The sequence below is a fragment of the Actinoplanes sp. NPDC051537 genome (assembly GCF_055586105.1).
On the sequence record NZ_JBVJIU010000001.1, the window covers coordinates 716666 to 738291 of the forward strand.

Here is a 21626-nt window from a genome sequence, read left to right on the forward strand (position 1 = left end):
CACGTTCCTGAGCCCATGACGGATGGGCAGCACGCGAGGTTGGCTCACGAGAACTGGATCACTGCGATCTCACACCGCGAACAACAGGCCGGCGCTGATCAGGACGGTCACCGCGGTGGCGAAGTGGATGCCGAAGGCGGTGGCCCTGGTGCCGCCGTGGCGCAGCACGATCACCGTGTCGCCCAGCGGCGCCAGGGCGACGACGAGCATGAACCAGGCCTCCGCCGGCGCGCCGACGAAGGCCAGCAGGGCCAGGCCGACCAGGCCGTACGTGAGGTCGCGGACACCCTTGACCGCCAGGTAGGCGCCGGGGCCGGCGGGCACGCCGTAACCCGCCGCGGCCGCACGCGGCGTCAGCAGGAACCGGACGCCGATGAAGACGATGAAGAGGTTGAGCACGATCGCGAGCCCGTAGGCGATGAAGCCGAGCATGACCACTCCTTGCTAGCGCCGCTAGATTTTCAAGCAACACTAACATGGCGTCGGCAGGACATCTAGTGGCGCTAGGATCCCTGTCGGATGGACTCGAGGGCGGGCGCGTGGCCGAGAGTGATCACCTGGTCGACCGCGGCGGCGATGCCGGGCCGGTGGGTGATCAGCAGGACGGTGCGGTCGCCGGCCGCGGCCAGCAGGTCCCGGGTCAGGGCGGCCGCCGTCTCGTCGTCGAGGTGCTCGGTGGGCTCGTCGAGGATCAGGATCTGGAAGCCGGCGAGCAGGGCGCGGGCCAGGGCCAGCCGCCGTCGCTGGCCGCCGGACAGGGCCATGCCGTGCTCCCCCACCAGGGTTTCGAGGCCGTCCGGCAGGGCGGTCACCCAGTCGAGCAGGCGGGCCGAGGCCAGGGCGGCCAGCAACGCGTCATCGGTCGCGGCGGGGGCGGCGATCCGCAGGTTGGCGGCGATCGTGGTGTCGAAGAGGTACGCGTCCTCGGGCAGGTAGCCGACGATCTCGCGCACCCGGTCCGGCGCCAGCGTGCGCAGGTCGATGCCGTCCAGGGTGATGCGACCGGCGACCGGGTCGAGGAAGCGGACCATCAGCGCCGCCAGGGTGCTCTTGCCGGAGCCGCTCGGGCCGACCAGCGCGGCGCGGTCGCCGGGCCGCAGCGTGAACGACACGTCGCTGACCACCGGCGGGCCGGGGACCCAGGCCGCGCCGACCCCGGTGAGGCGGAGCGTGTGCGGGCCGGGCGGCAGCGACCCCGGCGACGCGGGCACGGCGACCGGCGACGGCGCCGCGAGAACGGCCCGCAGGCGGCGGACCGAGGCGCGGCCCGCGGCGAGACGCTGGGCGGCGGCGGGCAGGCCGGCGGCGACCTCGAAGACGGCGAGCGGGGTCAGGACGATCACGGCCAGCAGCTCGCCGGACAGGGCGCCCGAGCGCACCGCGACACCACCGGCGGCGAGGCCCACGATCAGGCACATGCCGGTGGCGACGGCCGTGGTCGCGGCCGCGAGACCGGCCATCCGGCTGGACCTGCGCTCGGCGCGGCGCAGGGCGGCGCCGGTCTCGGCCAGCGACGCGAGGCGGGACGGCACGGCGCCGTACGCGATCAGGTCCGGCAGCCCGTGCATCAGGTCGGTGGCCGAGGTCGCGAGGGCGCCGCGCAGCGGGGCGAGCCGGCCGTCGGCGTCGCGCGCCGCCCGTAGTTGCAGCAGCGGCACGCCGGCGCCGACCAGCAGCAGCCCGCCCAGCAGGGTCAGCCCGGCGGCCGGCGACAGCGCGAAGACCAGCAGCACCGAGGCCCCGCCCACGATCAGCGCCACCGCGTAGGGCAGCACCACGCGGGTGAGCAGGTCGAGCACGGCGTCCACGTCGGCGGCCAGGCGGGTGGCGAGGTCGGCCCGGCGGAAACGGGCGAGGCCGGCGGGGGCGATCTCGGCGAGATGGGCGAAGACCTTTTCCCGGGTACGCCCGAGGGCCCGCAGCGCGGCGTCGTGGCCGGCCAGCCGCTCGGCGTAGCGGAACACGCCCCGCCCGATGCCGATCGCGCGCACCGCCACGATCGCCACCATCAGGTGCAGCACCGGCGGATGCAGGGCGGCCCGCGAGATGAGCCAGGCCGAGACGGCCATCAGCCCGACCGCACACCCCGCGGCGCCGGCCCCCGCCACGACGGCAAGAAGGAAGCGGGATCTCATCGCGCACCTGCCCTCGGGGTCGCCGGCACAGCGGCGCCGCATCTCATCGCGCACCCGCCGGGCACCATGGCGCGGGGCCTCATCGGGCGCCGGCCGGACTGGGCGTGAGGTCGACGACGGTCCCGGCCAGCGCGATCAGCTCGGGCCGGTGCGCGGCCATGATGACCGTGCGGCCGCCGGCGAGGCGGCGGATCGCGTCCATGACCGGCGCCGCGGTCGCGGCGTCGAGGTTGGCGGTCGGCTCGTCGAGCAGCACGAGCGGCGCGTCCCGCAGGAAGGCCCGGGCGAGCGCGATCCGCTGCCGCTGCCCGGCCGAGAGCCCGGCGCCGTCGTCGCCGACCCGTGCGTCGAAGTCGGTGATGAAGTCGCACCCGGCCCGGCGTGCGGCGCGCTCGACGTCGGCGAGGGACGAGTCCGGCGCGCCCAGCGCGATGTTGGCGCGGAGGGAACCGGCGAACAGATAAGGCCGTTGCGGCACCCAGGCGATCTGCGACCGCCATGACGCGGGGTCGATGGTGGACAGATCGGCGCCACCGACGGTCACCCGGCCGCCGGCAGAGCGCGCGAACCCGAGCAGGAGGTTCAGCGCCGTCGACTTGCCGCACCCGCTCGGCCCGGTGAGAGCGACGAACGCCCCGGGCGCGACCGAGAAGGACAGCGGCACCGGGTCGCGGGCGGGGTAGCGGACGACCACGCCATCAAAGACGATCTTGCGGGCGCCGAACGGCGGGGCCGCGGACCCGGCCACCGGCGGCGCCACGTCGAGGATCTCGAACGCGGCCGAGGCGGCGGCCACCCCGGCGGCCGACGCGTGGAAGTGCACGCCGAGCTGCCGCAGCGGCAGGTACGCCTCGGGCGCGAGGATCAGCACGAGCAGGGCGGTCGGCAGGGACAGATGCCCCGAGACGAGCCGCAGCCCGATCCCGACCGCGACCAGGGCCACCGACAGCGTGGCGAGCAGTTCGAGCACGAGCGACGAGAGGAAGGCGATCCGCAGCGTACGCATGGTGACGCGCCGCTGGGCGACGCTGACCTGGCGGATGTTGGCGACCTGGGCGCCGGCCCGGCCGAAGATCTTCAGCGTGGACAGGCCGGCGACCACGTCGAGGAAGTGGTGGTGGAGGCGGGCCAGCAGCTTGAACTGCCGGGCGTTGGCCGCGCTCGTGTGCATGCCCACGAGCGCCATGAAGACCGGGATGAGCGGCAGGGTGAGCGCGATCGTCAGGGTGGCGACGAGGTCGGCGGGAAGCAGCCGCGCGAGCACGACGACGGGCACGATGGCGGCGAGCACGAGTTGCGGCAGGTACTTCGAGAAGTAGGCGTCGAGGTCGTCCAAACCCTTGGTCGCCAGCGCGGTGACCTCGCCGGTCGCGACGCCACCGGCGGGGCCGAGCCCGGCGACGCGGGCGAAGATCTGGCCGCGCAGCTCCTGCTTCACGGCCGCCGCCGAGCGGGCCGAGACCACCTCCTGCGCCCAGGCGACGGCGGCCCGGCCGGCGACCACCACGGCCAGCCACACCAGCGTCGAGGTGACCGGCGCATGGTCCAGGAAGACCCGGCTGATCCCGTACGCGAGAAGGGTCGCCTGCCCGACGATGAGCCCGGCGGAAAGCACCCCCAGCCCCACCGTCGCCGCGAGATGCCACCGGCTCGCTCGCGCGTAGCGCAGCAGCCGCGGGTCGAGCGGCCTCATGCCGGGATCTTGTCGACGGAGAGGCGCTTGCGGAACACCCAGTACGTCCAGCCCTGGTAGAGGACCACGATCGGCGTGAAGAACACCGCCACCCACGTCATCACCGTGAGCGTGTACGGCGTGGAGGACGCGTTGTGCACGGTCAGGCTGTTCGCGTCGGCGATCGTGGACGGCATCACGTCCGGGAACAGGGTCACGAACAACCCGAACACGGCGATCACCAGGGTGGCGCCGGTCGCCAGGAACGCCCAGCCCTCGCGCCGCAGGCGGGTCGCCACCACCGCGCCGAGCAGGCACAGCGCCGCGACCACGAACAGCACGGCGCCGATCGCGTCGCGGTGGGCGAGGCCGGTCCACAGCAGGAACGCGCCGGCCACGACCACCGCCGCCGGGGCGAGCCGGGCCGCGAGGGCGCCCGCGCGCTGCCGCATCTCGCCGTCGGTCTTGAGCGCGAGGAACACGGCGCCGTGCAACACGAACAGCACGAGGGTGGTCAGGCCACCGACGAGGGCGTACGGGTTGAGCAGGTCGCCGAACGAGCCCACGTACTCGTGGCGCGCGTCCAGGCGTACCCCGCGGACGATGTTGCCGAAAGCCACGCCCCAGAGCACCGCCGGCAGCAGCGAGCCGACGATGATGCACCAGTCCCAGCGGCGCCGCCAGCGGTCGTCGTCGCGCTTGCCGCGGTACTCGAAGGCGACGCCCCGGACGATCAGCGCGACCAGGATGATCAGCAGCGGCAGGTAGAAGCCGGAGAACAGCGTCGCGTACCACTCGGGGAACGCGGCGAAGGTCGCCCCGCCGGCGACGATCAGCCACACCTCGTTGCCGTCCCAGACCGGTCCGATCGTGTTGATCAGCAGGCGGCGCTCGCGGTTGTCCCGGCCGAGCACCGGCAGCAGGATGCCGACGCCGAAGTCGAAGCCCTCGAGCAGGAAGTAGCCGGCCCACAGCAGCGCGATGAGCGCGAACCAGACGGTGGTCAGTTCCATGGTCAACTCCCGGAAAGCGGAGACGGGAAGGCTCAGTACGCGAAGGCGAGCGGGCGGTCCCCGGACGAGTCGTCGGAGTCGGGTGGTATCTCCGGGGCGCCCTGCCGCGCGTACCGGACGAAGAGGCCGACCTCGACGACCGCGAGGATTCCGTAGAGGACGGTGAGCACGATGAGCGACGTGGCCGCGTTGGCGGTGCCGACCGACGGCGAGACGCTGTTCGCGGTCTTGAGCACGCCGAACACGGTCCACGGCTGGCGGCCCATCTCGGTGAAGATCCAGCCGAACGAGTTGGCGGCCAGCGGCATGCCGATCGACGCGATCGCGGCCGCCCACAGCCAGCGCTGCCGAGGCGTGCGACCGCCGCGCGTGAACCACAGGGCCGTGAGCGCGACCAGAGCGGCCAACCCGCCGAAGCCCATCATGAGCCGGAACGACCAGTACGTGACCGGGATGTTGGGCTTGTAGTCACCGGGGCCGTACGTCCGCTCGTACGAACTCTGAATGTTGTCGATCCCCTCGACCTCGCCGTCGAAGGACGCCGTCGCCAGCAGGGAGAGCACGGTGGGGATCCGGATCGAGAAGACCTCCGCGTCCCCGTCGAGCGACCCGATCGTGAAGATCGAGAAGCTGGCCGGCTTCGAGTCCCGCCAGAGCGCCTCGGCCGCGGCCATCTTCATCGGCTGCTGCTCGGTCATGACCCGGGCCTGCGCGTCGCCGGAGAGGAAGACGCCGACGAACGAGACGAGCACCACCCAGGCGCCGAGCTTGAGGGCGGGGCGGAAGACGTCGGTCTGGTGGCCGCGCTTGAGGTGCCAGGCGCTCACCGCGATCAGCACCGCCCCGGCGGTGAGGAAGCAGGCGGTGATCGTGTGCGGGAAGGTCACCAGCGTCGTCGGGTTGGTGAAGACGGCGCCGATGCTCTTCAGCTCGGCCCGGCCCGACGCCGGGTTGAGCTGGTAGCCGACCGGGTGCTGCATCCACGAGTTGGCGGCGAGGATGAAGTACGCCGACAGCATCGTCCCGATCGACGCGATCCAGATCGTGGCCAGGTGGACGCGCCGCGGCAGCCGGTCCCAGCCGAAGATCCACAGTCCGAGGAACGTGGACTCCAGGAAGAACGCGAGCAGGCCCTCGATCGCGAGCGGGGCGCCGAAGACGTCGCCGACGAAGCGGGAGTAGTCGCTCCAGTTCATGCCGAACTGGAACTCCTGGACGAGGCCGGTGACCACGCCCATCGCGAAGTTGATCAGGAACAGCTTGCCCCAGAACTTCGTCGCCCGCAGGTAGTGCTCCTTGCCGGTCCGGACCCAGGCCGTCTGCAGGCCGGCGACCAGGGCCGACATGCCGATCGTGATCGGCACGAAGAAGAAGTGGTAGACGGTGGTGATCCCGAACTGCCACCGGGCAAGGTCGAGCGTGTCCACGGGCGGGGTCCTTTCGGCCGGTTCCCGCCCATCTTTCGATCACGCCCGGTCCGGGGGCAGGGCCTAAAGTCCCGGCTTCTTCTCCCCGAGCAGACGGGTCGCCAGGATCGCGGCCTGGGTGCGGCGCTCGAGGCCGAGCTTGGCCAGCAGGCTCGAGACGTAGTTCTTCACCGTCTTCTCGGCCAGGAACATCCGCCCGGCGATCTCCCGGTTGGTCAGCCCCTCCGCGATCAGCTCGAGGATGCGGCGCTCCTGATCGGTCAACCCGGCCAGCTCCCGCGGCTGCTCGACGCCGTTGCGGATGCGCTCGAGCACCCGCTGGGTGACCGCCGGGTCGAGCAGCGACTGCCCCTCGGCGACCCGCCGGACCGCGTCCACCAGGTCGGTGCCACGGATCTGCTTCAACACGTACCCCGAGGCCCCCGCCATGATCGCCGCGAACAGGGCCTCGTCGTCCTCGTACGAGGTGAGGATGAGGCCCTTGATCGTCGAGTCGATGGCCCGCACGTCCCGGCAGACGTCGATGCCGTTGCCGTCGGGCAGCCGGGCGTCGAGGACCGCCACGTCGGGGCGCAGCGCCGGGATGCGCCGGGCCGCCTCCTGGGCCGAGCCCGACTCCCCCACGACCTCGATGTCGCCGGCGGCCTGGAGAAGGTCGACCAGGCCACGACGGACGACCTCGTGGTCGTCGAGCAGGAATACACGGATCATCGGGCCATCCTTCCGTCACCCGCGCCCGTCACCAAGGGACCAAAGTCCCGTGTCGCACACACCCGGTGACATGGCGGCCGCCGCTTCGGGACCTTCGGCCCTGAACCCGAGGGCCGTCCGCCGGTCATGGTGGTCTCATGACTGCGCTCGAAGAAGCCGCCCGGGCGGCCCAGCACGCACCCTCGGTCTTCAACACCCAGCCGTGGTCGTGGCGGATCACCGGCGACAGCATGTCGCTGTTCGCGGACTCGTCGCGCCGCCTCGACACGGTCGACAAGGAGGGGCGGCTGCTGTACCTGAGCTGCGGCGCCGCCCTGCACCACGCCCGGGTCGCGCTCGCCGCCTCGGGCCATGCCGCCTCGGTCGCCCTGCTCCCCGATCCCGCGCGGCCGTCGTTGCTCGCGACCGTGCGCCTCGCCGGGCCGGCTCCCTCGCACGATTCCGACAAGTCGCTTTTCTCGGCGATCAGCCGCCGGCGCACCGACCGGCGGGCGTTCGGCGACAAGCCGGTGCCGGAGGAGGAGCTGACGGTCCTGCGCAAGCTGGTCGAGGAGACCGGGGCCTACCTTCATGTCGTACGCCCGGAGCAGGTCGTCGACCTCGCGATCAGTGCCGAGCGGGCGGGCATCGCCGAGCGGGACGACCCGGCCTATCAGAAGGAGCTCGAGCGCTGGACGAACCGGCCCGACTTCGCCGGCGACGGCGTCCCACCCGCGTCGGCCGTCTCCTCCGGACTGCGCCGGGTGCCGATCCGCGACTTCGACCCGTCCGGCGAGCAGGGCCAGCCGATCGGCGAGGCGCACGACGCCGGCACCGCCTATGTCGTGCTCTTCGGTCGCACCGAGGAGCCGGCCGACCTGCTGCGCGGCGGCGAGGCGATGTCCGCGCTGCTGTTGCGGGCCACCGCCGACGGCCTGTCCAGCTCGCTGATCAGCGACGCCATCGAGGTGGAGTGGCCCCGGCACTTGATCCGCGGCCTGATCGCCGGCATCGGCGAGCCCTACGTGGTGGTGCGCCTCGGCTACCTGCCGGACGCCCCGCCCCCGCCCCCCACCCCACGCCGCGACCCGCGCGACGTCATCACGATCGTCGAGTAGTCATGTCCACCCATCCGGCCGCGGAGCCGCCCGGCGACTCCGGCTATCAGGCGGCGGATCTCGAGCGGGCGGCCGCGGCCGGCATCCGGGCGCCGTCGCTGCACAACAGCCAGCCGTGGCTGTTCCGGCTGCGCGATGGCGCGGTGGAGATCCTCGCCGATCCCGAGCGCCGGCTGTCCGCCGCGGACCCGCGCGGGTGGGCCATGCGCATCGCGTGCGGCGCCGCCACGTACAACGCCCGGCTCGCCCTCGCCGCCACCGGGCGGCCGGCGTCCGTACGGCTGCATCCGTCGCCGGACGTGATCGCCCGCCTGACCCCCGCCGTGCCGCGCCCGCCCACCTATGCCGAGCAGGAGTTGCACGAGGCCATCCCGCGCCGCCACAGCAACCGGGCACCCTTCTGGCCCGACCCCGTCCCCGCCGAGGTGCGCGTGCGCCTGATCTCGGCCGCGCGCGACGAGGGCTGCTGGCTCGACCTGCTGGTCGGCACCACCGCCGTGAACGGCTTCGCCGAGATCGCCCGGAGCGCCGACCGCGTGCTGCGCCGGGATCCGGCCTACCAGCAGGCCCTGGCCACCTGGCGGGAGGCCGTGCCGGCGAGCGCCGGCGCGCCGCCCGCCGAGCCCCAGGACCTGCTGCCGCAACGGCTGTTCAACGAGCACCGCCGCGCCCCCGGCCGCGACTACGAGCCCGAGCCGCTGATCGGCATCCTCGGCGTGCCCGGCGACCTGCCGGCCGACCAGACCACCGCCGGCCAGGGCCTCGAGAAGGTCCTGCTGACCGCCGTGGTCTGCGGCCTGGACACCTCGATGATCACCCAGCCGATCGAGGTGCCGCCCGCCCGCGACCAGCTACGCCGAGCCCTCGGCCGCTCCGGCTACCCCCAGCTCGTGATCCGCTTCGGCTACGGCACACCCGGCCACCCGGCCCCGCGCCGGCCGGTCACCGAGGTCATCTAGCGCGGTCAGGACCTCGTCCAGGGACAGGTCGGCGGCGCTGGCCAGGTGAAGGTCGGCGGCCGCGAAGCGGGCGTGATCGGCGTGCGGGTTCGGCACGGCCACGCAGCGCAGGCCGGCCCGGTGCGCCGCGGTCACGCCGTGCGCGGCGTCCTCGAACGCGACCGCGTCCCGCGCCGGTAGGCCGAGCCGGTCCAGCGCCAGCCGGTAGACCGCCGGATCCGGCTTGTGCGCGGCCACTTCGTCCCCGGTCGCCAGCACCTCGAACCGCGAGCGCAGCCCGACCCGATCCAGCAACCCGCCCACGTGCGAGATCGCGGAACTGCTCGACACCGCCAGCCGAAGCCCCCGCTCCGCGGCCCGGTCCAGCCAGTCGACGATGCCCGGCGCCGGGTCCAGCGCCGCGTTCAGCTCCGCCCGGTACGCCATCCGTAGCGTGTGGCTGGAGCCGCGGTCGTAGGCCGGTCCCACCGCGGCCGCCAGCGCCACGTATCGCGGCTCGTTCGCATCGCCGCCGTGGTCGGCGAAGAAGCCGGCCGGGTCGAGCTCGAGACCGTGCCGCCGCCACTCCCAGCGCCAGCTCTCCAGCAGCGTGCTCTCCGTGTCCATGAGCAGACCGTCGAAGTCGAAGATCAGCGCCTTGATCGCCACAGCGAGCAGTATCCGGTAGCGCACCACCGGCGGTCGCGGCCCCCGCGCCCGCCGGTACCTTGGCGCGATGGAGACGGCTGGCGCGACCCGCGTCGGAGTGCGGCGCGTGACGGTGGTGTCGGCCGCGGTCGTGCTCGGGGTGCTGGCTTTCCTGGCCGACGCCGTCGGTGGCGCGGCCGGGCAGATCATGGTGGCCGTGGTCAGCAGCGGCCTCGCCTGGGGACTGGCGGCGCTGCTGGCCGGCTGGACGGCTCCCGGTCGCCGCGGCGCGGTGATCGGCGCGACCGTGCTGCTGGTGGCCGCCACCCTCGTCTACTACCTGCTGATCCTCGTGGTCAGCCGGCGGTGGAGCGGCGGCACCCTGCAGGACGGGTCGTCGGCGGACGGGTACGCGCTGCGCTCGCTGGCCGTCACGACCGCGGCCTGGCTGCTGATATCGATGGTCGCCGGCCCGGTTCTGGGTCTGCTCGGTCACGTGGCCAGGACCCGGCCGGCGCGCGACGCGGCGCCGGCCGCCGGCGCCGCGTGCGGTCTGTTGTCCGGTCAGGGCTGGCAGGAGATCGCGGCGATCGGCCGCCCGGACCTCGGCCATTTCAACGGGTTCATCGCCGCGGAACTGGTCGAGGTCCTTCTCCCGCTCGCCGTCCTCGCGTGGCTGGCCACGAACCGGGGCCTCGGGCGAGCCTGGCCGATCCTGCTCGCCGCGACGATCGCCACCGCCACCCTCGGCGCCCTGTTCTGGCAGTTGCTTCGCACCGTCGCCGACCAGCTGGGCTGAACCCGGATCAGGCCGTCGTGGACTCGACCCGCACCAGGTCCAGGCGGCGCACGTTCAGGGTGACCACGTCGGACACGTCCTCGATCTGGTCGCCGCCGGCGTAGGCGTCGTTGGCCAGGTGCCCGGCGCCGTCGATGAGCACGTAGCCGGTGCTGACCAGGTCCTCCGCGATGCCGAGGGGCGCCTCGGGCAGGACCTCGGTGCCCGCGAACTGGACGCCGCCGACCGTGCCGGCCTGCTCGCCGTCGACGTCGAGAACGGCCATGCCCGGAGTGACGCGGGCGAGGACGGCGTCGCCTGACTCCTCCGTGGTGGTGCTGGTGTCGTCGCTCATGATCTGCACCCTACTCGCCGGGATCGCGAGCTCAAGGACCTGGCCGTGAGCGCTCACAGCGGGCGTGCGGGCAGGACGACGGGACCGCCTCAGGCCGAGTCGCGGCGGACCAGCGTGGTCGGCAGGACGCGGGACGAGGCGGCGCGCCCGGCCGCGAGGTGGAGCAGCACCTCGACCAGCTCGGCGGCGACCTGGCCGAGCGGCTGGCGCACGGTGGTCAGCGGCGGCGTGGTCGCGGCCGCGATCGCCGAGTCGTCGAAGCCGCCGACCAGCACGTCGGCGGGGACGCGGCGGCCGGCCGCGGCCAGCGCCTGCAGCGCGCCCGCGGCCAGCAGGTCGGACGCCACGAAGACGGCGTCCAGCTCGGGGTACGCGGCCAGCAGCTGCTCCATCGCCGAGCGGCCGGCGGCGATCGTGTACTCGCTCGCGCGGGCCACCACCCGGCCGGACGCGCGCCGGCCCAGCACGTCGCGGAAGCCGGCCAGACGCTCGGCGCCGCCGGGTGTGTCGGGCGGCCCGGCCACGGTGGCGAGCCGGCGGGCGCCGCGGTCCAGCAGGTACTGCGTCATCAGGCGCGCTCCCCCGCGGTCGTCGGCGGCCACGTACGGCATGGACGGTCCGTCGGACGGCGGCCGCCCGCACACGACGACCGGCACCCCGGTGCCGAGCAGCTCGGCCGCCAGCGGGTCGCCGCCGTGCATCGACACGAGCAGCACCCCGTCGACGTGGCCGGCGCGGGCGAAGACCAGCACCCGCTCGCGCTCGGCCGGCGTGCCCGCGAGCATGAGCATCAGGCTGCGGCCCTGCTCGCCCAGCAGTGAAGTGCACGAGCGCAGCAGCGACCCCAGCACCGGGTCCTCGAACAGCCGGTCCGGCGGCTCGGACAGCACGAACGCGATGGCCCCGGAGCTGCGGGTCACCAGGCTCCGGGCGCTCTGGTTCACCACGTACCCGGTGTGTTCCATCGCCCGCCGGACCGCCTCGAGCGCCGCCGGGCTCACGTGGTTCGCCCCGTTGAGCACGCGCGACACCGTGCCCCGGGAGACGCCGGCCAGCTCGGCCACGTCCTCCATGGTCGGCCCGCGCCGCTGCGCCCGGCGGGCCGCGCCGCGCGACTTGGGGTGGACCGGCGCGTCGTCCGCCGTCACATCGGTGTCCTTCCGGATCGGGAGCCTGTGCACGATAGCCCTCCCTTGACATTCACCCTACGGCAGAGAACCGTGAGCGCTCACAAGCTCCGACCCACCGGAGGACTTCGATGCCACCCACCATCAGCCGCCGCGGCCTGCTCGCCGGGGCCGGCGGAATAGCCCTGTCCACCGTCGTCCCCACGGCGGCGACAGCGGCCCCGAGAACCAGCACGACGCTCAGCGTCCGCGGCGCCGACATGTCGTTCCTCCCCCAGCTCGAGGAGGCCGGCGTCCGCTTCCGCGACCTGGCCGGCAAGGTCCGCCCGGCCGAGCAGATCCTGGCTCGGGAAGGCGCCACCCACCTGCGCCTGCGCGTCTGGATCGACCCGCCGCCCGGCTACAGCGACAAGGCGCGCGCCCTCGCCCTCGCGCGACGGGCCCATCGGGCCGGCCTGAAGATCCTGCTCGACCCGCACTACAGCGACTTCTGGGCCGACCCCGGCAAGCAGCCGATCCCGGCGAGCTGGCCCACCGACCTGCCGAGCCTGCTCAAGAAGATCAAGAGCTACACCCATTCCCTGGTACGCGACTTCGCCGCCCAGGGCACGCCGGTGGACATCATCCAGATCGGCAACGAGGTCACCAACGGGATCCTGTGGCCGGCCGGGCAGCTCTACCTCCCCGACGGGACGCAGCAGTGGCAGGCCTTCACCGACCTGCTCAAGGCCGGCACCGAGGGCGCGCTCGAGGGCTGCGGCAGCCACCGCCTCAAGACGATGCTGCACATCGACAAGGGCGGGAAGATGGGCGACACCCGCTGGTTCTTCGACAACATCACGAGCTACGGCGTCCCGTACGACATCATCGGCCAGTCCTACTACCCGATGTGGCACGGCTCGATCGCCGAGCTCGAGGCCAACCTGGTCGACTCGGTGGCCCGTTACGACAAGCCCGTGCTGCTGGCGGAGGTGGCGTACCCGTGGACCTTCGAGGACGGTGACGGTCGCGGCAACATCGTCGGCCCCGACGCGTACCTGCCGGACGTCGCGCAATATCCGGCGACGCCGGCCGGTCAGGCTGCCTTCTACGAGGGCGTCCGGGGTGTGCTGTCGCGGGTGCCGGACGGACGGGGACTCGGCTTCATGGCCTGGGAGCCGGAGTGGGTGCCCGGGGTCGGCTGGCAGCCGGGCGCCGAGGCGTCGAACGACAACCTGACCCAGTTCGACTTCACCGGCCGCGCGCTGCCATCGATACGGGCTTACCGAAGGCCGTGACCCGGCCCGCCGGCCAGGGAGTTCGCCTGGCTTCGCCCAGGCGGACCGTCTCCAGAAACGAAAGGCTAAGGAAGGTCGATGTCGGCGTAGATGGCGGCATGGTCGGAGCCGGCGTGCACGGCCGCCGTCATGGTCGGGTAGATCGGCCACAGCGTGCCCCGCCTGCCGCCCCACACGCCCTGCCGGAAGATGCCGCCACCGCGGGCGGCGGCGAACATCGCGGGCGACAGCAACACGTAATCCAGCTTGTTGCGGGCGGTGCAATAGCCGTACGTCCCGGGTCGTCCGTTGTCCTCGAAGGCCGGATGCGCCGAGATGTCGCGCAGGTCGGTTCCGGTGAGCAGCGGCTCGAGCGGCTCGCTGTCGGGGGTGTCGTTCAGGTCGCCGACCACCGCCACGTGCGCGACACCCTCGTCGACCAGCCCCCGGTAGATCGACGCCACCCGCTCGGCCTGGCGGCGGCGGATCGCGTCGGAGGCGACCTTCCCGCCGTACCCCTTGCTCTTGAAGTGGTTGACCAGCACCGCGACCCGGGCGCCGGCGGGAGTGCGGAAGTGGTACTCGGCGCAGTCCCGGCTGAAGACGCGTCCCACGTGGTCGGCGTCGTCGACGTGGGTGCGCTGGCCGACCAGCGGGAAACCGGTCGCGGCCAGCACGCCCACGTCGATCCCGCGTTCGTCGTTGCCGTCGACCACCATCACGTACGGGTAGAGCGGTCTCCCCTCGACGACCACGCCCGCGTCGGCGAACCGCTTGAGCGCGAACCGGCTCTCCGCCTCGATCACCCCGACGATGTCCGCGCCGACGTCGCGCAGCACCCGGGCGGTGTGCTCGAGGGCGAGCTCGTCGCAGCGGTCGGTGGTCAGCTCGACCCAGCCGATCCAGTCCGCGCGCCCCTCGGCGATCACCCGCACCTGCCCGTCCCGCGAGCGCCGCAGCAGCCGTCCGCGGTTCTGCCGCAGCCGGGCGAACTTGGCGGTGTCGCCGTTGCGCAGCCCGAGCCGCCCCAGCTCGCGCAGGATCTCCCGCTTGACCGGGTCGGAATACAACGGCTCTTCCAGCAAGGAGCAGATCCGCTGGTACGCCTCGAGCACCGGCCGCCCCAGCGACCAGCTCCGCTGATCGAGCGCCCGGGCGCGGTTGAAGAGGTTCTCGACGTTGAACGCGGCGATCCGCATCCTCAGCGGGCCGCGGCGATCACGCGGGTGAGCGCCGCGTGCAGCTGCCGCAGCTCCTCGATCGGCATGCCCAGCCGCTGCACCACGGCCGGCGGGATCTTCTCGGCCTCGGCCCGCAGCGCCCGCCCCGGGGCGGTCAGCGTGATCGCCAGGCTCCGCTCGTCGCCGGGCTTGCGCTCGCGCCGCAGGTAGCCGATCGCCTCGAGCCGCTTGAGCAGCGGCGACAGCGTGCCCGGGTCGAGCTGGAGCAGCTCGCTGAGCCGGCGCACGGACAGCGGCGCGTGCTGCCAGAGGGCGAGCATCACCAGGTACTGCGGATGGGTCAGGCCCATCGGCTCGAGCAGCGGGCGATAGACGGCCACCACCCCGCGCGCGGCCACCGACAGCGCGAAGCAGACCTGCTCCTCGAGCGCGAGCGGATCCGCGATGTCGAGCGCGTCACTCATCGGCCGCCTCCCTTCAGATCAACCCCATCCTACCGATAGTTTGTACACCAACAGTTGGTGTACAAGGTGATGATCGGGAGGCAGCGATGGACGGCTTCAAGCAGTGGTGGCACCGGAACTTCGACGACTGGTTCTTCCGCTCGCTGATCGGCCCCGCCCAGACCAAGGGCGCCGTGCAGGGCTGCGACCAGAGCTCCCGCGAGCAGTGGAAGCGCGACATCGCCAACCGCAAGCGCTTCACCCGGGAGCAGCGCGAGCTCCGCCGCCCTCAGAATCACTGAGAAGTGCCTGGCCAGGGGTACGATGATTTCGGAGAGCAATTAGTCCGTCACGAATAGTCACTGACGCCATTTGGATATTGCAGAGGACTAGCCTCCGAGTACTACGCACGTGCGCACTTGAGTTGTCCGGGATTCGGACAACAATCAGGTCATGACGTACGGCAAGAAAGACCTGCCTTACCCCTACAGCCAGGACTTTTCCGGCATCGTCACCCGGGTCAAGGGTGTGCGGGAGTCGACCCGCGCCGCCTTGGTGAACTCGTTGAAAGTCGCTTCGTACCTCAAAGCGGGAGCAAATCTCGTCGAGCGGCACCTCGGCGCGCCCGCCGCGAGCACCCCGCGCAGCGACGGCCGGAAAGAGTACTGGTCGGGTTTGCACTTCTTGTCGGAGCGTGCACTATCCCGCGAGGTGGCCGACCTCGAGCCGCCGTTCCTGCGCCAGCGCGGCACCGGCCCCTACCGCTCGACCTGGGCCAGCCACGACGACTACCTGAACGATCTGCTCTCGTTCCTGTTCCACGCCATGAACTACGACCCCCAGTACGGTGCCGAGCTGGAGACCCGGGGCGACTGGCTGGCGACCGACGAGAACTTCGTCGGCGCCGTGGACCGGGCCGCGTACCACGAGATCCTCGCGGTGTGCCGGATGCCGCTGTTCCGGCTCCAGCTGATCGTCTGCGCGACGGCCGACCGCAACGACGGCATCCACGAGACGATCGCGAGCAACTACGCCGGCGCGCTCGAGCCGTGGGCCAAGGTCTACGAGCAGACGATCGCCTCCCGCGGGCTCCGCTTGCGCAAGGGCATCACCCTGGAGCAGTTCACCAACATCCTGGCCGCGATCATCGAGGGCTTCACGATCCGCCACATGGGCGATCCGGCCGCCGGCATCCTGGGTGACGGCGACAGCGAGAACCTGGTCGGCATGGCGATTCTCGGCATGATGAACAGCTACCTCGAACGGGCCGATGAACCGGAAGGCCCGCCTCTTCGTGAACTGTTCGAGAGCACAACGCCACCGACCGAGCACGGGGAGTAACAATGACCAGCACCACTGAGAGGCCCGCGTTTCCCCGCGCGGCCAAACCCCCCTCCTGGTGGGAACGCCAGGGTGACCTGCTCATGCGGCGGCCGTTCAACGAGTGGACCTTCACCCACATGAACTGGCTGATGCCGACCGAGCGGGTCGCCCGGCACGGCCGGCGCGAGCCACTCCCCTACGACCCGCACCACCTCGACCTGACGTACCGCTTCGAGGGCCGCGACCGCACGCTGGACCAGCTGCACCGCAGCACGAACACGACGGCGTTCCTGGTGCTGCACCGCGGCCGGATCATCCACGAGTACTACCCGGGCGTGTTCTCCGGACCGCGTACGAGGATGCAGCTCTTCTCCGTCTCGAAGTCGGTGACCTCGCTGCTCGTCGGCATCGCGCTGGCCGAGGGCGCGATCGGCGACATCTACGACCGCGTGGTCGACTACCGGAAGGACTTCGTCGGCACGGCGTACGAGGACACGACCGTCGCCGAGTTGCTCACCATGACCAGCGGGGTCGGCGACCTCGAGGTGTGGGACGTGCCGGACAGCGGCATCAAGCGGTTCGAGCAGGCCACCATGGGAGGCGGAAGTGTCCTCGAGGTCGTGCGTCAGGCCCCGCGTACTGCGCCGGGCGGCGAGCGGTTCAACTACTCCACCTTCGACACGCAGGTACTCGGATGGGTGCTCGAGGCCGCCACCGAGATGAGCATCGCGTCGTACCTGTCGGACCGCCTGTGGCGCCACCTTGGCGCCGAGCGCGACGCCTACTACTGGCTCACCCGCGGCCGCCCGCGCACCGCGATCGGCGGCGGCTCGCTCAACGCCACCCCGCGTGACGTCGCCCGCATCGGCCTGCTGATGATCAACGACGGCGTCGCCGGCGGCCGGCAGGTGGTTCCCCGGGAGTGGGTACGCCGCAGCCGCGGCAGTGAGATGCCCCAGCTCGCGGTCGGTGCGCTCGGCCCCAGCGGCTACGGGCACTACGGCTACAGCAACCAGTGGTGGACGCTCGGCAGCGCGTGCTTCGACGCCTTCACCGCGCTCGGCGTCCACGGGCAGTACCTCTACGTCGACCCGTCGGCCGACATCGTGATCGTCAAGTGCAGCGCCTGGCCCACTCAGGACGACGAGAGCCGCGACCGCGAGACCATCACCGCGCTGCGCCGGATCGCCGACCATTTCGCCTGCACCCGCTGAGTCAGCACACCTCCACAGTTGTCCGCCGGGGTTCCACCATGCCTGACACCCGCCCGAGGAAGGGAGAAAAGGCGGCGCATCGCTCCGGCGGAGCAGCCCATCCCCACGATCACCGGCCGACGGTATCCCACGCGACGACCCCCCGCGTGGGATGCCGTCGCCACCTCGGGGAGGGCGGCGATGGTACGAGCGGCGGCCTCCGATTTGTCGTGGACCGGAGGCCGCCGCTCCCTCGATCTTCCGGCTTGCGGCCGGATTGCGGGTGCGGTCACCTGGGCCGCACCCGCTTTGACGCTTTGGCGTTCACCCGGGCGTGCCCACGAACGTGATCTCCACAATTCGCGCGCGCCCCCGGGTTAACGTGACCAAATGCTGAGGTTTCGGAATAAAACGGTCGTCTCCGCCGCCGCGCTGATGGCCGGGATCTCCCTGATCGCCCCCGCGCGCGCGAACGCCGCCCTCGTTCCCGTCGCCCCCGGCGCGCCCGCCGCCCTGCTGGCCGCGCCGGCCCCCGGCCCCGAGCAGCTCCGCGACGCCCTGCTCGGCTCGGCCGACCTGCCGCGCGGCTACGCCCCGTCGAACAGCGGCTACATGTCCGCGGTCTCGGATCTGAGCAGCGACACCAACATCTGCGACCACAAGGTCAGCTCCCAGCGCCACACGCCCACCGCCCAGGCCGTGTTCCTCCGCGGCATCCCCGGCCCGATGCTCTTCGAGACCCTCTCCGCCACCGGCCCGCGAACCGCCCGGGCCATCGTCGCCGGCATCGCCGCCGCCCCGCACCTGTGCCGCTCCTTCAACGACGGCGCCGGCACCGCCATGCAGTCGCAGCTGAAGCTGTACCCGATGCGAGTCCCCCACATCGGCGACGCCTCCTCGGGCATCCGCTTCGCGGTCCGCCCCGCCGCCACCAACCTGGTGATCCAGGGCCGCCTGATCTCGGTAGCCCGCCGCGGCGTAGCGGTAACCATCATCCTGATCAACTCAGGCCCCCGGGACCAGCGCGACCTCAACGCCATCACCACCGCCGCCATCCGCAAGCTCGACCGATCCCTCTGACCGCCCGCCAGGCCGCCCCGCAGCGGTGACCGAGGTGCGACCCGGTTGCCGGAGTGCGCCCAGCCCTCGTCGACCGGGCCCACCGGCCGCAGCCGGGTTGTCCAGCCGATCGTGTCCCCGACCCGGTGAGCCGATCCGGGCGGGCCGACCCGAAGGCCGGCTGATCGCCCGAGGTGCGGCCGAAGGGGTCGGGCAGACCACCGTCGACTCCGGCCCTGTCGCCGCACGCCGCCGTTCCCGCCGCCGCCGCGGCCCGGCCCGGCCCGGCGAAACGCCCTCCGGTCTCGGGCACGACCGGTCACCACCATGCGGGCGGGGAATGTGTATTTGGCCGGGCGGGCCGGCGGCGGCTGTGCATTCCGGTGAATTTGGCATGATCGAGTACTGATGTGGCCGGCATGTTTTCCGGGACAATGTGGGTATGCGGCAGATGCAGTTGTTCACGGCAGCGCAATTAGCTGGAATGCGTGACCGTAATGCGTCTCGGCGCTATTCACCGGAGGCTGACGAGTTTCGGCGGGTGCACGAGCGGCGTCGTGCTTGGGGGTTGGTTAGGCGGCATGCCGAGCGGCTGGTTCGTGCGCGGCCACGGGTCGGGCCGTGTCCGGCCGGCCGGTCGGAAGGCGAGCACCCGGTTGAGCGGCGCCCGACCGAGCAGCGCCCGACCGAGCAGCTGCCGGTCGGGCGTCAGGCCGGGGAGTGCCAGGGCGAGCGGCGTCGTGCCGAACAGTGGGCGGTGCCGCCTGCGCTCGGGCGGCGTCGTGTCGGGCAGCGGGCGGTGGCGGGCATCGTCGAAATGGGGCGAAGTCAGGTGGCGGCCTGCTCGGCGGTCGTCAAAGACCTCGTGGCTGATCGGAACTGGTCCTGGGCTTCCGCGGGTACGGGCAAAATTCGGCGATGCTCGGTGCGTGCCAGGATAATACGCGTCCGCAATGGTGGGGCTGTCAATTGTGTGGCTGTCAATTGTGGGGCTACCAGAAATGAGAAGCGGCCAGGAATGAGCAGCGGCCTGGATTCGGCGGGGTGGGGCTTATGTGGCGGCTCGAAATGGCACCGGCCGCATTCCAGCGGATACGGACGGAGCCGGTGAATCGGGGCTGTGGCGCTGCTCAGGCTGGTGAGGCCGGGCGCGATGCGCGGGTCGATCCGGCGGCCATGCGGGTCGTGGACCTCGCGGCGGATCAGGAACATCTGGGCGGCGGCGGGGAAACCGGTGGCGCCGGCCGGGAAGCGTCGGCACCGGTCGGCACAAGCACAAGGTCAAACGACTTTGCTCCGGCCCTTGGGAGGCCCCGCTGAACATTGTGGTGGAAAGTCGGGCGGCTGCGCTGAAGAGGCGCCACGCCTGTGGAAAACCCGCCGTTGTGGAAAACGGCGTGGGCCGCGCGGTAGCGTGCCGGCAGGGCGGACGCATCGGAGCCGACGCGAGGCGGTGAGTCGTGAGCGAGAACGAGACGGCCGGGAGCGAGACGGCCGGGAGCCAGACGGCCGGGAGCCAGACGGCCGGGAGCCAGACGGCCGGGAGCGAAACCCGGCCGGCGCCGGAGTGGCGGTCGAGTCGCAGCCGGGCCGACAGTCTGCGGTGGATGGCCGAGGGCACCACCCTTCTGCTCGGCGCTCTGGAGATGGCCTCCGACCACCAGCTGGACGGGCCCTGCGCGCTGCCCGACTGGACCGGCAAGCATCTTGTCGCGCACCTTGCGCTCAATGCCGAGGCTCTCATGAACCTGGCCAACTGGGCCCGTACGGGGGTCGAGACGCCGATGTACTCGTCGGCCGGGCAGCGGGACTCCGACATCGAGGCCGGCTCGCGGCTGGCGGCGGGCGAGCTGCGGGACCGGGTGGTGGAGACGGCCGTGGCGCTCGATGCGACGCTCGCGGGGCTCACCGGCGAGCAGTGGGGCAATCCGGTGCGTACGGCTCAGGGCCGCGCCGTGACCGGGGAGGAGATCCCCTGGATGCGGACCCGCGAGGTGATGGTGCACGCGGTCGACCTGGGCACGGGGGTCGGGTTCGCCGATCTGCCGGCGGACTTCCTGGCATCGCTGATCGACGACATCGTGGCCAAGCGGGCGGGCGAGAAGCTGGGCCTCGTGATCGTGGCCGAGGACCACCCGGGGCGGTGGGAGATTCCGGGGGCCGAGACCACCGAGCTGGTGGGGCCGCTGGGCGAGCTGGCGGCGTACCTGGCCGGTAGAGAGACCACGCTGAAAGCGCAACCGGTACTCCCCCGGTGGCTGTGAGCTGATTTCCGACATCGACCCAGGTCGAGCGGCCGGGATAGCGTGTGCCAAGTGCATGCGCCGGGCCGAGCGGCGCCTCGACGAGCTGACCCACTAGGTGGCGGGGAGGACGCCGTGACGAGCTGGGACGACGAATGGGCCGAGCTGATCGCCGCGTTGTGCGCCGACGACCCGGCCCGGATCGGGACCGTCGGTGACAAGGAGATCGATCCGGCGCACGTGCACCCGACGGTGTTCGGGTGGCTGGCCGGTTTCGACTGGTGGCCGGCCGATGAGGGCACGGGCATCGCGTTGCTCGACCTGACCGAGCCGGGCACGATGCCGCCGACGGCCTGGGAGTCGCTGTGCGGGCCGCTGGGCGAGGCCCCGGCCGCCGGCGAGGACCGCCTGCTGGTGGGGCGGCACACGCCGGCGGGATCGGCCCGGTCGGCGACGCTCACCCTGGTCACCGACCGGACCTCGCGCGTGGTGACCGTACGGGTGAGAGTGGAACCGGCCTAGGCCGGCAGCTGCGAGTCCTGACCGGGGTCGACGCGCCCGGGCAGCCGGGTGGTGACCTCCTGGAGCAGCCACTGGTTGCCGTCGGGGTCGGCGAAGGTGGCCCGCGAGACGTAGCTGCGCCGCTCCGGGTCGACGCCCTTGACCGGGCCGTCGAGCGTGCGGTGGTAGATCTCCTCGACGTCGATGCCGGCGCCGACCAGCTCGTTGCGGGTGGCTTCGATGTCGCGTACCACCAGGTACTGGCGCGCGGTGCCGGGGCGGCCGGTGCTGAGGGCGGGGCCGAACTGGACGGAACAGGCCGAGCCCTGCGGGGTGAACTGGACGATCCCGGGCGGCGTCTTGTCCTGACGCCAGCCGACGCGGAGGTAGAACTCGGTGGCCCGGTCGACGTCCGACACCGGGATGATGACAACTTCGAGCTGCATGACGGTCATGGGTCCACGGTCGCGCATGCGCCGGGTCACCGCCCCAGGGATCGTCCCTGGGAACGACGTCGGCCAGGGTC

Annotated in this window: 22 protein-coding genes; 10 read left to right on the top strand and 12 right to left on the bottom strand. The window is 72.0% G+C overall.

Features of this window, described 5'->3' with window-relative positions; translation table 11 throughout:
• Nucleotides 1-69: 69 nt before the first annotated feature.
• The 6 genes from ACZ6TB_RS03415 to ACZ6TB_RS03440 all read right to left on the bottom strand — a co-directional run bounded on the left by ACZ6TB_RS03415 (nucleotide 70) and on the right by ACZ6TB_RS03440 (nucleotide 6958).
• Nucleotides 70-432: a DUF4267 domain-containing protein gene (locus tag ACZ6TB_RS03415; RefSeq protein WP_465550069.1), complete on the bottom strand. Its 363-nt coding sequence runs from the start codon at nucleotides 430-432 to the stop codon at nucleotides 70-72.
• A gap of 71 nt (nucleotides 433-503) precedes the next feature.
• On the bottom strand, nucleotides 504-2135 hold the full coding sequence (cydC, locus tag ACZ6TB_RS03420) for a thiol reductant ABC exporter subunit CydC (RefSeq protein ID WP_465550071.1): 1632 nt from the start codon (nucleotides 2133-2135) through the stop codon (nucleotides 504-506).
• 79 nt (nucleotides 2136-2214) lie between these two features.
• Nucleotides 2215-3828, bottom strand: coding sequence for a thiol reductant ABC exporter subunit CydD (cydD, locus tag ACZ6TB_RS03425; RefSeq protein ID WP_465550073.1), 1614 nt, complete (start codon nucleotides 3826-3828; stop codon nucleotides 2215-2217).
• On the bottom strand, nucleotides 3825-4820 hold the full coding sequence (cydB, locus tag ACZ6TB_RS03430; RefSeq protein WP_465550075.1) for a cytochrome d ubiquinol oxidase subunit II: 996 nt from the start codon (nucleotides 4818-4820) through the stop codon (nucleotides 3825-3827). The genes cydD and cydB overlap by 4 nt, the downstream gene beginning before the upstream one ends.
• Before the next feature lie 32 nt (nucleotides 4821-4852).
• On the bottom strand, nucleotides 4853-6247 hold the full coding sequence (locus ACZ6TB_RS03435) for a cytochrome ubiquinol oxidase subunit I (RefSeq protein WP_465550077.1): 1395 nt from the start codon (nucleotides 6245-6247) through the stop codon (nucleotides 4853-4855).
• Nucleotides 6248-6310: 63 nt separating this feature from the next.
• The gene (locus tag ACZ6TB_RS03440) at nucleotides 6311-6958 is read right to left on the bottom strand and encodes a response regulator (protein ID WP_465550079.1); all 648 of its coding nucleotides are present in this window, start codon (nucleotides 6956-6958) and stop codon (nucleotides 6311-6313) included.
• Between the two features lie 137 nt (nucleotides 6959-7095).
• Between ACZ6TB_RS03440 and ACZ6TB_RS03445 the strand changes: the two genes are divergently transcribed.
• Together ACZ6TB_RS03445 and ACZ6TB_RS03450 are read left to right on the top strand one after the other, a co-directional pair.
• Complete coding sequence (locus tag ACZ6TB_RS03445) at nucleotides 7096-8055, top strand: Acg family FMN-binding oxidoreductase (RefSeq protein ID WP_465550081.1); 960 nt, start codon at nucleotides 7096-7098, stop codon at nucleotides 8053-8055.
• Between the two features lie 2 nt (nucleotides 8056-8057).
• On the top strand, nucleotides 8058-9014 hold the full coding sequence (locus tag ACZ6TB_RS03450) for an Acg family FMN-binding oxidoreductase (RefSeq protein WP_465550082.1): 957 nt from the start codon (nucleotides 8058-8060) through the stop codon (nucleotides 9012-9014).
• Here ACZ6TB_RS03450 and ACZ6TB_RS03455 read toward each other — a convergent pair.
• Nucleotides 8907-9662: an HAD family hydrolase gene (locus ACZ6TB_RS03455; RefSeq protein ID WP_465550084.1), complete on the bottom strand. Its 756-nt coding sequence runs from the start codon at nucleotides 9660-9662 to the stop codon at nucleotides 8907-8909. The two genes, ACZ6TB_RS03450 and ACZ6TB_RS03455, sit on opposite strands and share 108 nt — an antisense overlap.
• A gap of 67 nt (nucleotides 9663-9729) precedes the next feature.
• Here ACZ6TB_RS03455 and ACZ6TB_RS03460 point away from each other — a divergent pair, with 67 nt between their 5' ends.
• The gene (locus tag ACZ6TB_RS03460) at nucleotides 9730-10440 is read left to right on the top strand and encodes a hypothetical protein (RefSeq protein WP_465550085.1); all 711 of its coding nucleotides are present in this window, start codon (nucleotides 9730-9732) and stop codon (nucleotides 10438-10440) included.
• A 7-nt stretch (nucleotides 10441-10447) separates the two neighbouring features.
• On the opposite strand, the gene ACZ6TB_RS03465 is transcribed toward ACZ6TB_RS03460, so the two are convergent.
• Nucleotides 10448-10774: a hypothetical protein gene (locus tag ACZ6TB_RS03465; protein ID WP_465550087.1), complete on the bottom strand. Its 327-nt coding sequence runs from the start codon at nucleotides 10772-10774 to the stop codon at nucleotides 10448-10450.
• Nucleotides 10775-10863: 89 nt separating this feature from the next.
• A complete protein-coding gene (locus ACZ6TB_RS03470; RefSeq protein ID WP_465550089.1) occupies nucleotides 10864-11955 on the bottom strand; it encodes a LacI family DNA-binding transcriptional regulator in 1092 nt (363 codons plus the stop codon).
• 77 nt (nucleotides 11956-12032) lie between these two features.
• Here ACZ6TB_RS03470 and ACZ6TB_RS03475 point away from each other — a divergent pair, with 77 nt between their 5' ends.
• Entirely contained in the window at nucleotides 12033-13178 is a 1146-nt protein-coding gene (locus tag ACZ6TB_RS03475; protein ID WP_465550091.1) for a glycoside hydrolase family 53 protein, read from the top strand.
• A gap of 65 nt (nucleotides 13179-13243) precedes the next feature.
• Here the strand turns inward: ACZ6TB_RS03475 and ACZ6TB_RS03480 are convergent, their stop codons facing one another.
• Together ACZ6TB_RS03480 and ACZ6TB_RS03485 are read right to left on the bottom strand one after the other, a co-directional pair.
• Complete coding sequence (locus ACZ6TB_RS03480; RefSeq protein WP_465550093.1) at nucleotides 13244-14356, bottom strand: endonuclease/exonuclease/phosphatase family protein; 1113 nt, start codon at nucleotides 14354-14356, stop codon at nucleotides 13244-13246.
• Nucleotides 14357-14358: 2 nt separating this feature from the next.
• Nucleotides 14359-14802 carry a MarR family winged helix-turn-helix transcriptional regulator gene (locus tag ACZ6TB_RS03485; RefSeq protein ID WP_465550094.1) on the bottom strand — a complete coding sequence of 148 codons (444 nt, stop codon included), beginning with the start codon at nucleotides 14800-14802 and terminating at the stop codon, nucleotides 14359-14361.
• 86 nt (nucleotides 14803-14888) lie between these two features.
• Here ACZ6TB_RS03485 and ACZ6TB_RS03490 point away from each other — a divergent pair, with 86 nt between their 5' ends.
• The 6 genes from ACZ6TB_RS03490 (at nucleotide 14889) to ACZ6TB_RS03515 (ending at nucleotide 21121) form a co-directional block, all read left to right on the top strand.
• Entirely contained in the window at nucleotides 14889-15083 is a 195-nt protein-coding gene (locus ACZ6TB_RS03490) for a hypothetical protein (protein WP_465550096.1), read from the top strand.
• A gap of 151 nt (nucleotides 15084-15234) precedes the next feature.
• On the top strand, nucleotides 15235-16122 hold the full coding sequence (locus tag ACZ6TB_RS03495; protein ID WP_465550098.1) for a hypothetical protein: 888 nt from the start codon (nucleotides 15235-15237) through the stop codon (nucleotides 16120-16122).
• A gap of 2 nt (nucleotides 16123-16124) precedes the next feature.
• The gene (locus ACZ6TB_RS03500; RefSeq protein ID WP_465550100.1) at nucleotides 16125-17318 is read left to right on the top strand and encodes a serine hydrolase domain-containing protein; all 1194 of its coding nucleotides are present in this window, start codon (nucleotides 16125-16127) and stop codon (nucleotides 17316-17318) included.
• Nucleotides 17319-17687: 369 nt separating this feature from the next.
• Nucleotides 17688-18377: a hypothetical protein gene (locus tag ACZ6TB_RS03505; RefSeq protein ID WP_465550102.1), complete on the top strand. Its 690-nt coding sequence runs from the start codon at nucleotides 17688-17690 to the stop codon at nucleotides 18375-18377.
• Nucleotides 18378-19816: 1439 nt separating this feature from the next.
• A complete protein-coding gene (locus tag ACZ6TB_RS03510; protein ID WP_465550104.1) occupies nucleotides 19817-20620 on the top strand; it encodes a maleylpyruvate isomerase family mycothiol-dependent enzyme in 804 nt (267 codons plus the stop codon).
• Between the two features lie 114 nt (nucleotides 20621-20734).
• Nucleotides 20735-21121, top strand: coding sequence for a hypothetical protein (locus tag ACZ6TB_RS03515; protein ID WP_465550106.1), 387 nt, complete (start codon nucleotides 20735-20737; stop codon nucleotides 21119-21121).
• Here ACZ6TB_RS03515 and ACZ6TB_RS03520 read toward each other — a convergent pair.
• Nucleotides 21118-21555, bottom strand: a complete 438-nt coding sequence (locus tag ACZ6TB_RS03520) for a VOC family protein (RefSeq protein WP_465550108.1) — start codon at nucleotides 21553-21555, stop codon at nucleotides 21118-21120. The genes ACZ6TB_RS03515 and ACZ6TB_RS03520 overlap by 4 nt on opposite strands.
• Between the last annotated feature and the right edge of the window lie 71 nt (nucleotides 21556-21626).

Bases quoted from the DNA above. Each gene is read 5' to 3' on its own strand.
- ACZ6TB_RS03485 (WP_465550094.1), bottom strand. From the start codon at position 14,802: ATGAGTGACGCGCTCGACATCGCGGATCCGCTCGCGCTCGAGGAGCAG.
- ACZ6TB_RS03500 (WP_465550100.1), top strand. From the start codon at position 16,125: ATGACCAGCACCACTGAGAGGCCCGCGTTTCCCCGCGCGGCCAAACCC.
- ACZ6TB_RS03415 (WP_465550069.1), bottom strand. From the start codon at position 432: ATGCTCGGCTTCATCGCCTACGGGCTCGCGATCGTGCTCAACCTCTTC.
- ACZ6TB_RS03480 (WP_465550093.1), bottom strand. From the start codon at position 14,356: ATGCGGATCGCCGCGTTCAACGTCGAGAACCTCTTCAACCGCGCCCGG.
- ACZ6TB_RS03445 (WP_465550081.1), top strand. From the start codon at position 7,096: ATGACTGCGCTCGAAGAAGCCGCCCGGGCGGCCCAGCACGCACCCTCG.
- cydC (WP_465550071.1), bottom strand. From the start codon at position 2,135: ATGAGATCCCGCTTCCTTCTTGCCGTCGTGGCGGGGGCCGGCGCCGCG.
- ACZ6TB_RS03440 (WP_465550079.1), bottom strand. From the start codon at position 6,958: ATGATCCGTGTATTCCTGCTCGACGACCACGAGGTCGTCCGTCGTGGC.
- ACZ6TB_RS03475 (WP_465550091.1), top strand. From the start codon at position 12,033: ATGCCACCCACCATCAGCCGCCGCGGCCTGCTCGCCGGGGCCGGCGGA.
- ACZ6TB_RS03490 (WP_465550096.1), top strand. From the start codon at position 14,889: ATGGACGGCTTCAAGCAGTGGTGGCACCGGAACTTCGACGACTGGTTC.
- ACZ6TB_RS03505 (WP_465550102.1), top strand. From the start codon at position 17,688: ATGCTGAGGTTTCGGAATAAAACGGTCGTCTCCGCCGCCGCGCTGATG.
- cydB (WP_465550075.1), bottom strand. From the start codon at position 4,820: ATGGAACTGACCACCGTCTGGTTCGCGCTCATCGCGCTGCTGTGGGCC.
- cydD (WP_465550073.1), bottom strand. From the start codon at position 3,828: ATGAGGCCGCTCGACCCGCGGCTGCTGCGCTACGCGCGAGCGAGCCGG.
- ACZ6TB_RS03520 (WP_465550108.1), bottom strand. From the start codon at position 21,555: ATGACCGTCATGCAGCTCGAAGTTGTCATCATCCCGGTGTCGGACGTC.
- ACZ6TB_RS03495 (WP_465550098.1), top strand. From the start codon at position 15,235: ATGACGTACGGCAAGAAAGACCTGCCTTACCCCTACAGCCAGGACTTT.
- ACZ6TB_RS03450 (WP_465550082.1), top strand. From the start codon at position 8,058: ATGTCCACCCATCCGGCCGCGGAGCCGCCCGGCGACTCCGGCTATCAG.
- ACZ6TB_RS03460 (WP_465550085.1), top strand. From the start codon at position 9,730: ATGGAGACGGCTGGCGCGACCCGCGTCGGAGTGCGGCGCGTGACGGTG.
- ACZ6TB_RS03465 (WP_465550087.1), bottom strand. From the start codon at position 10,774: ATGAGCGACGACACCAGCACCACCACGGAGGAGTCAGGCGACGCCGTC.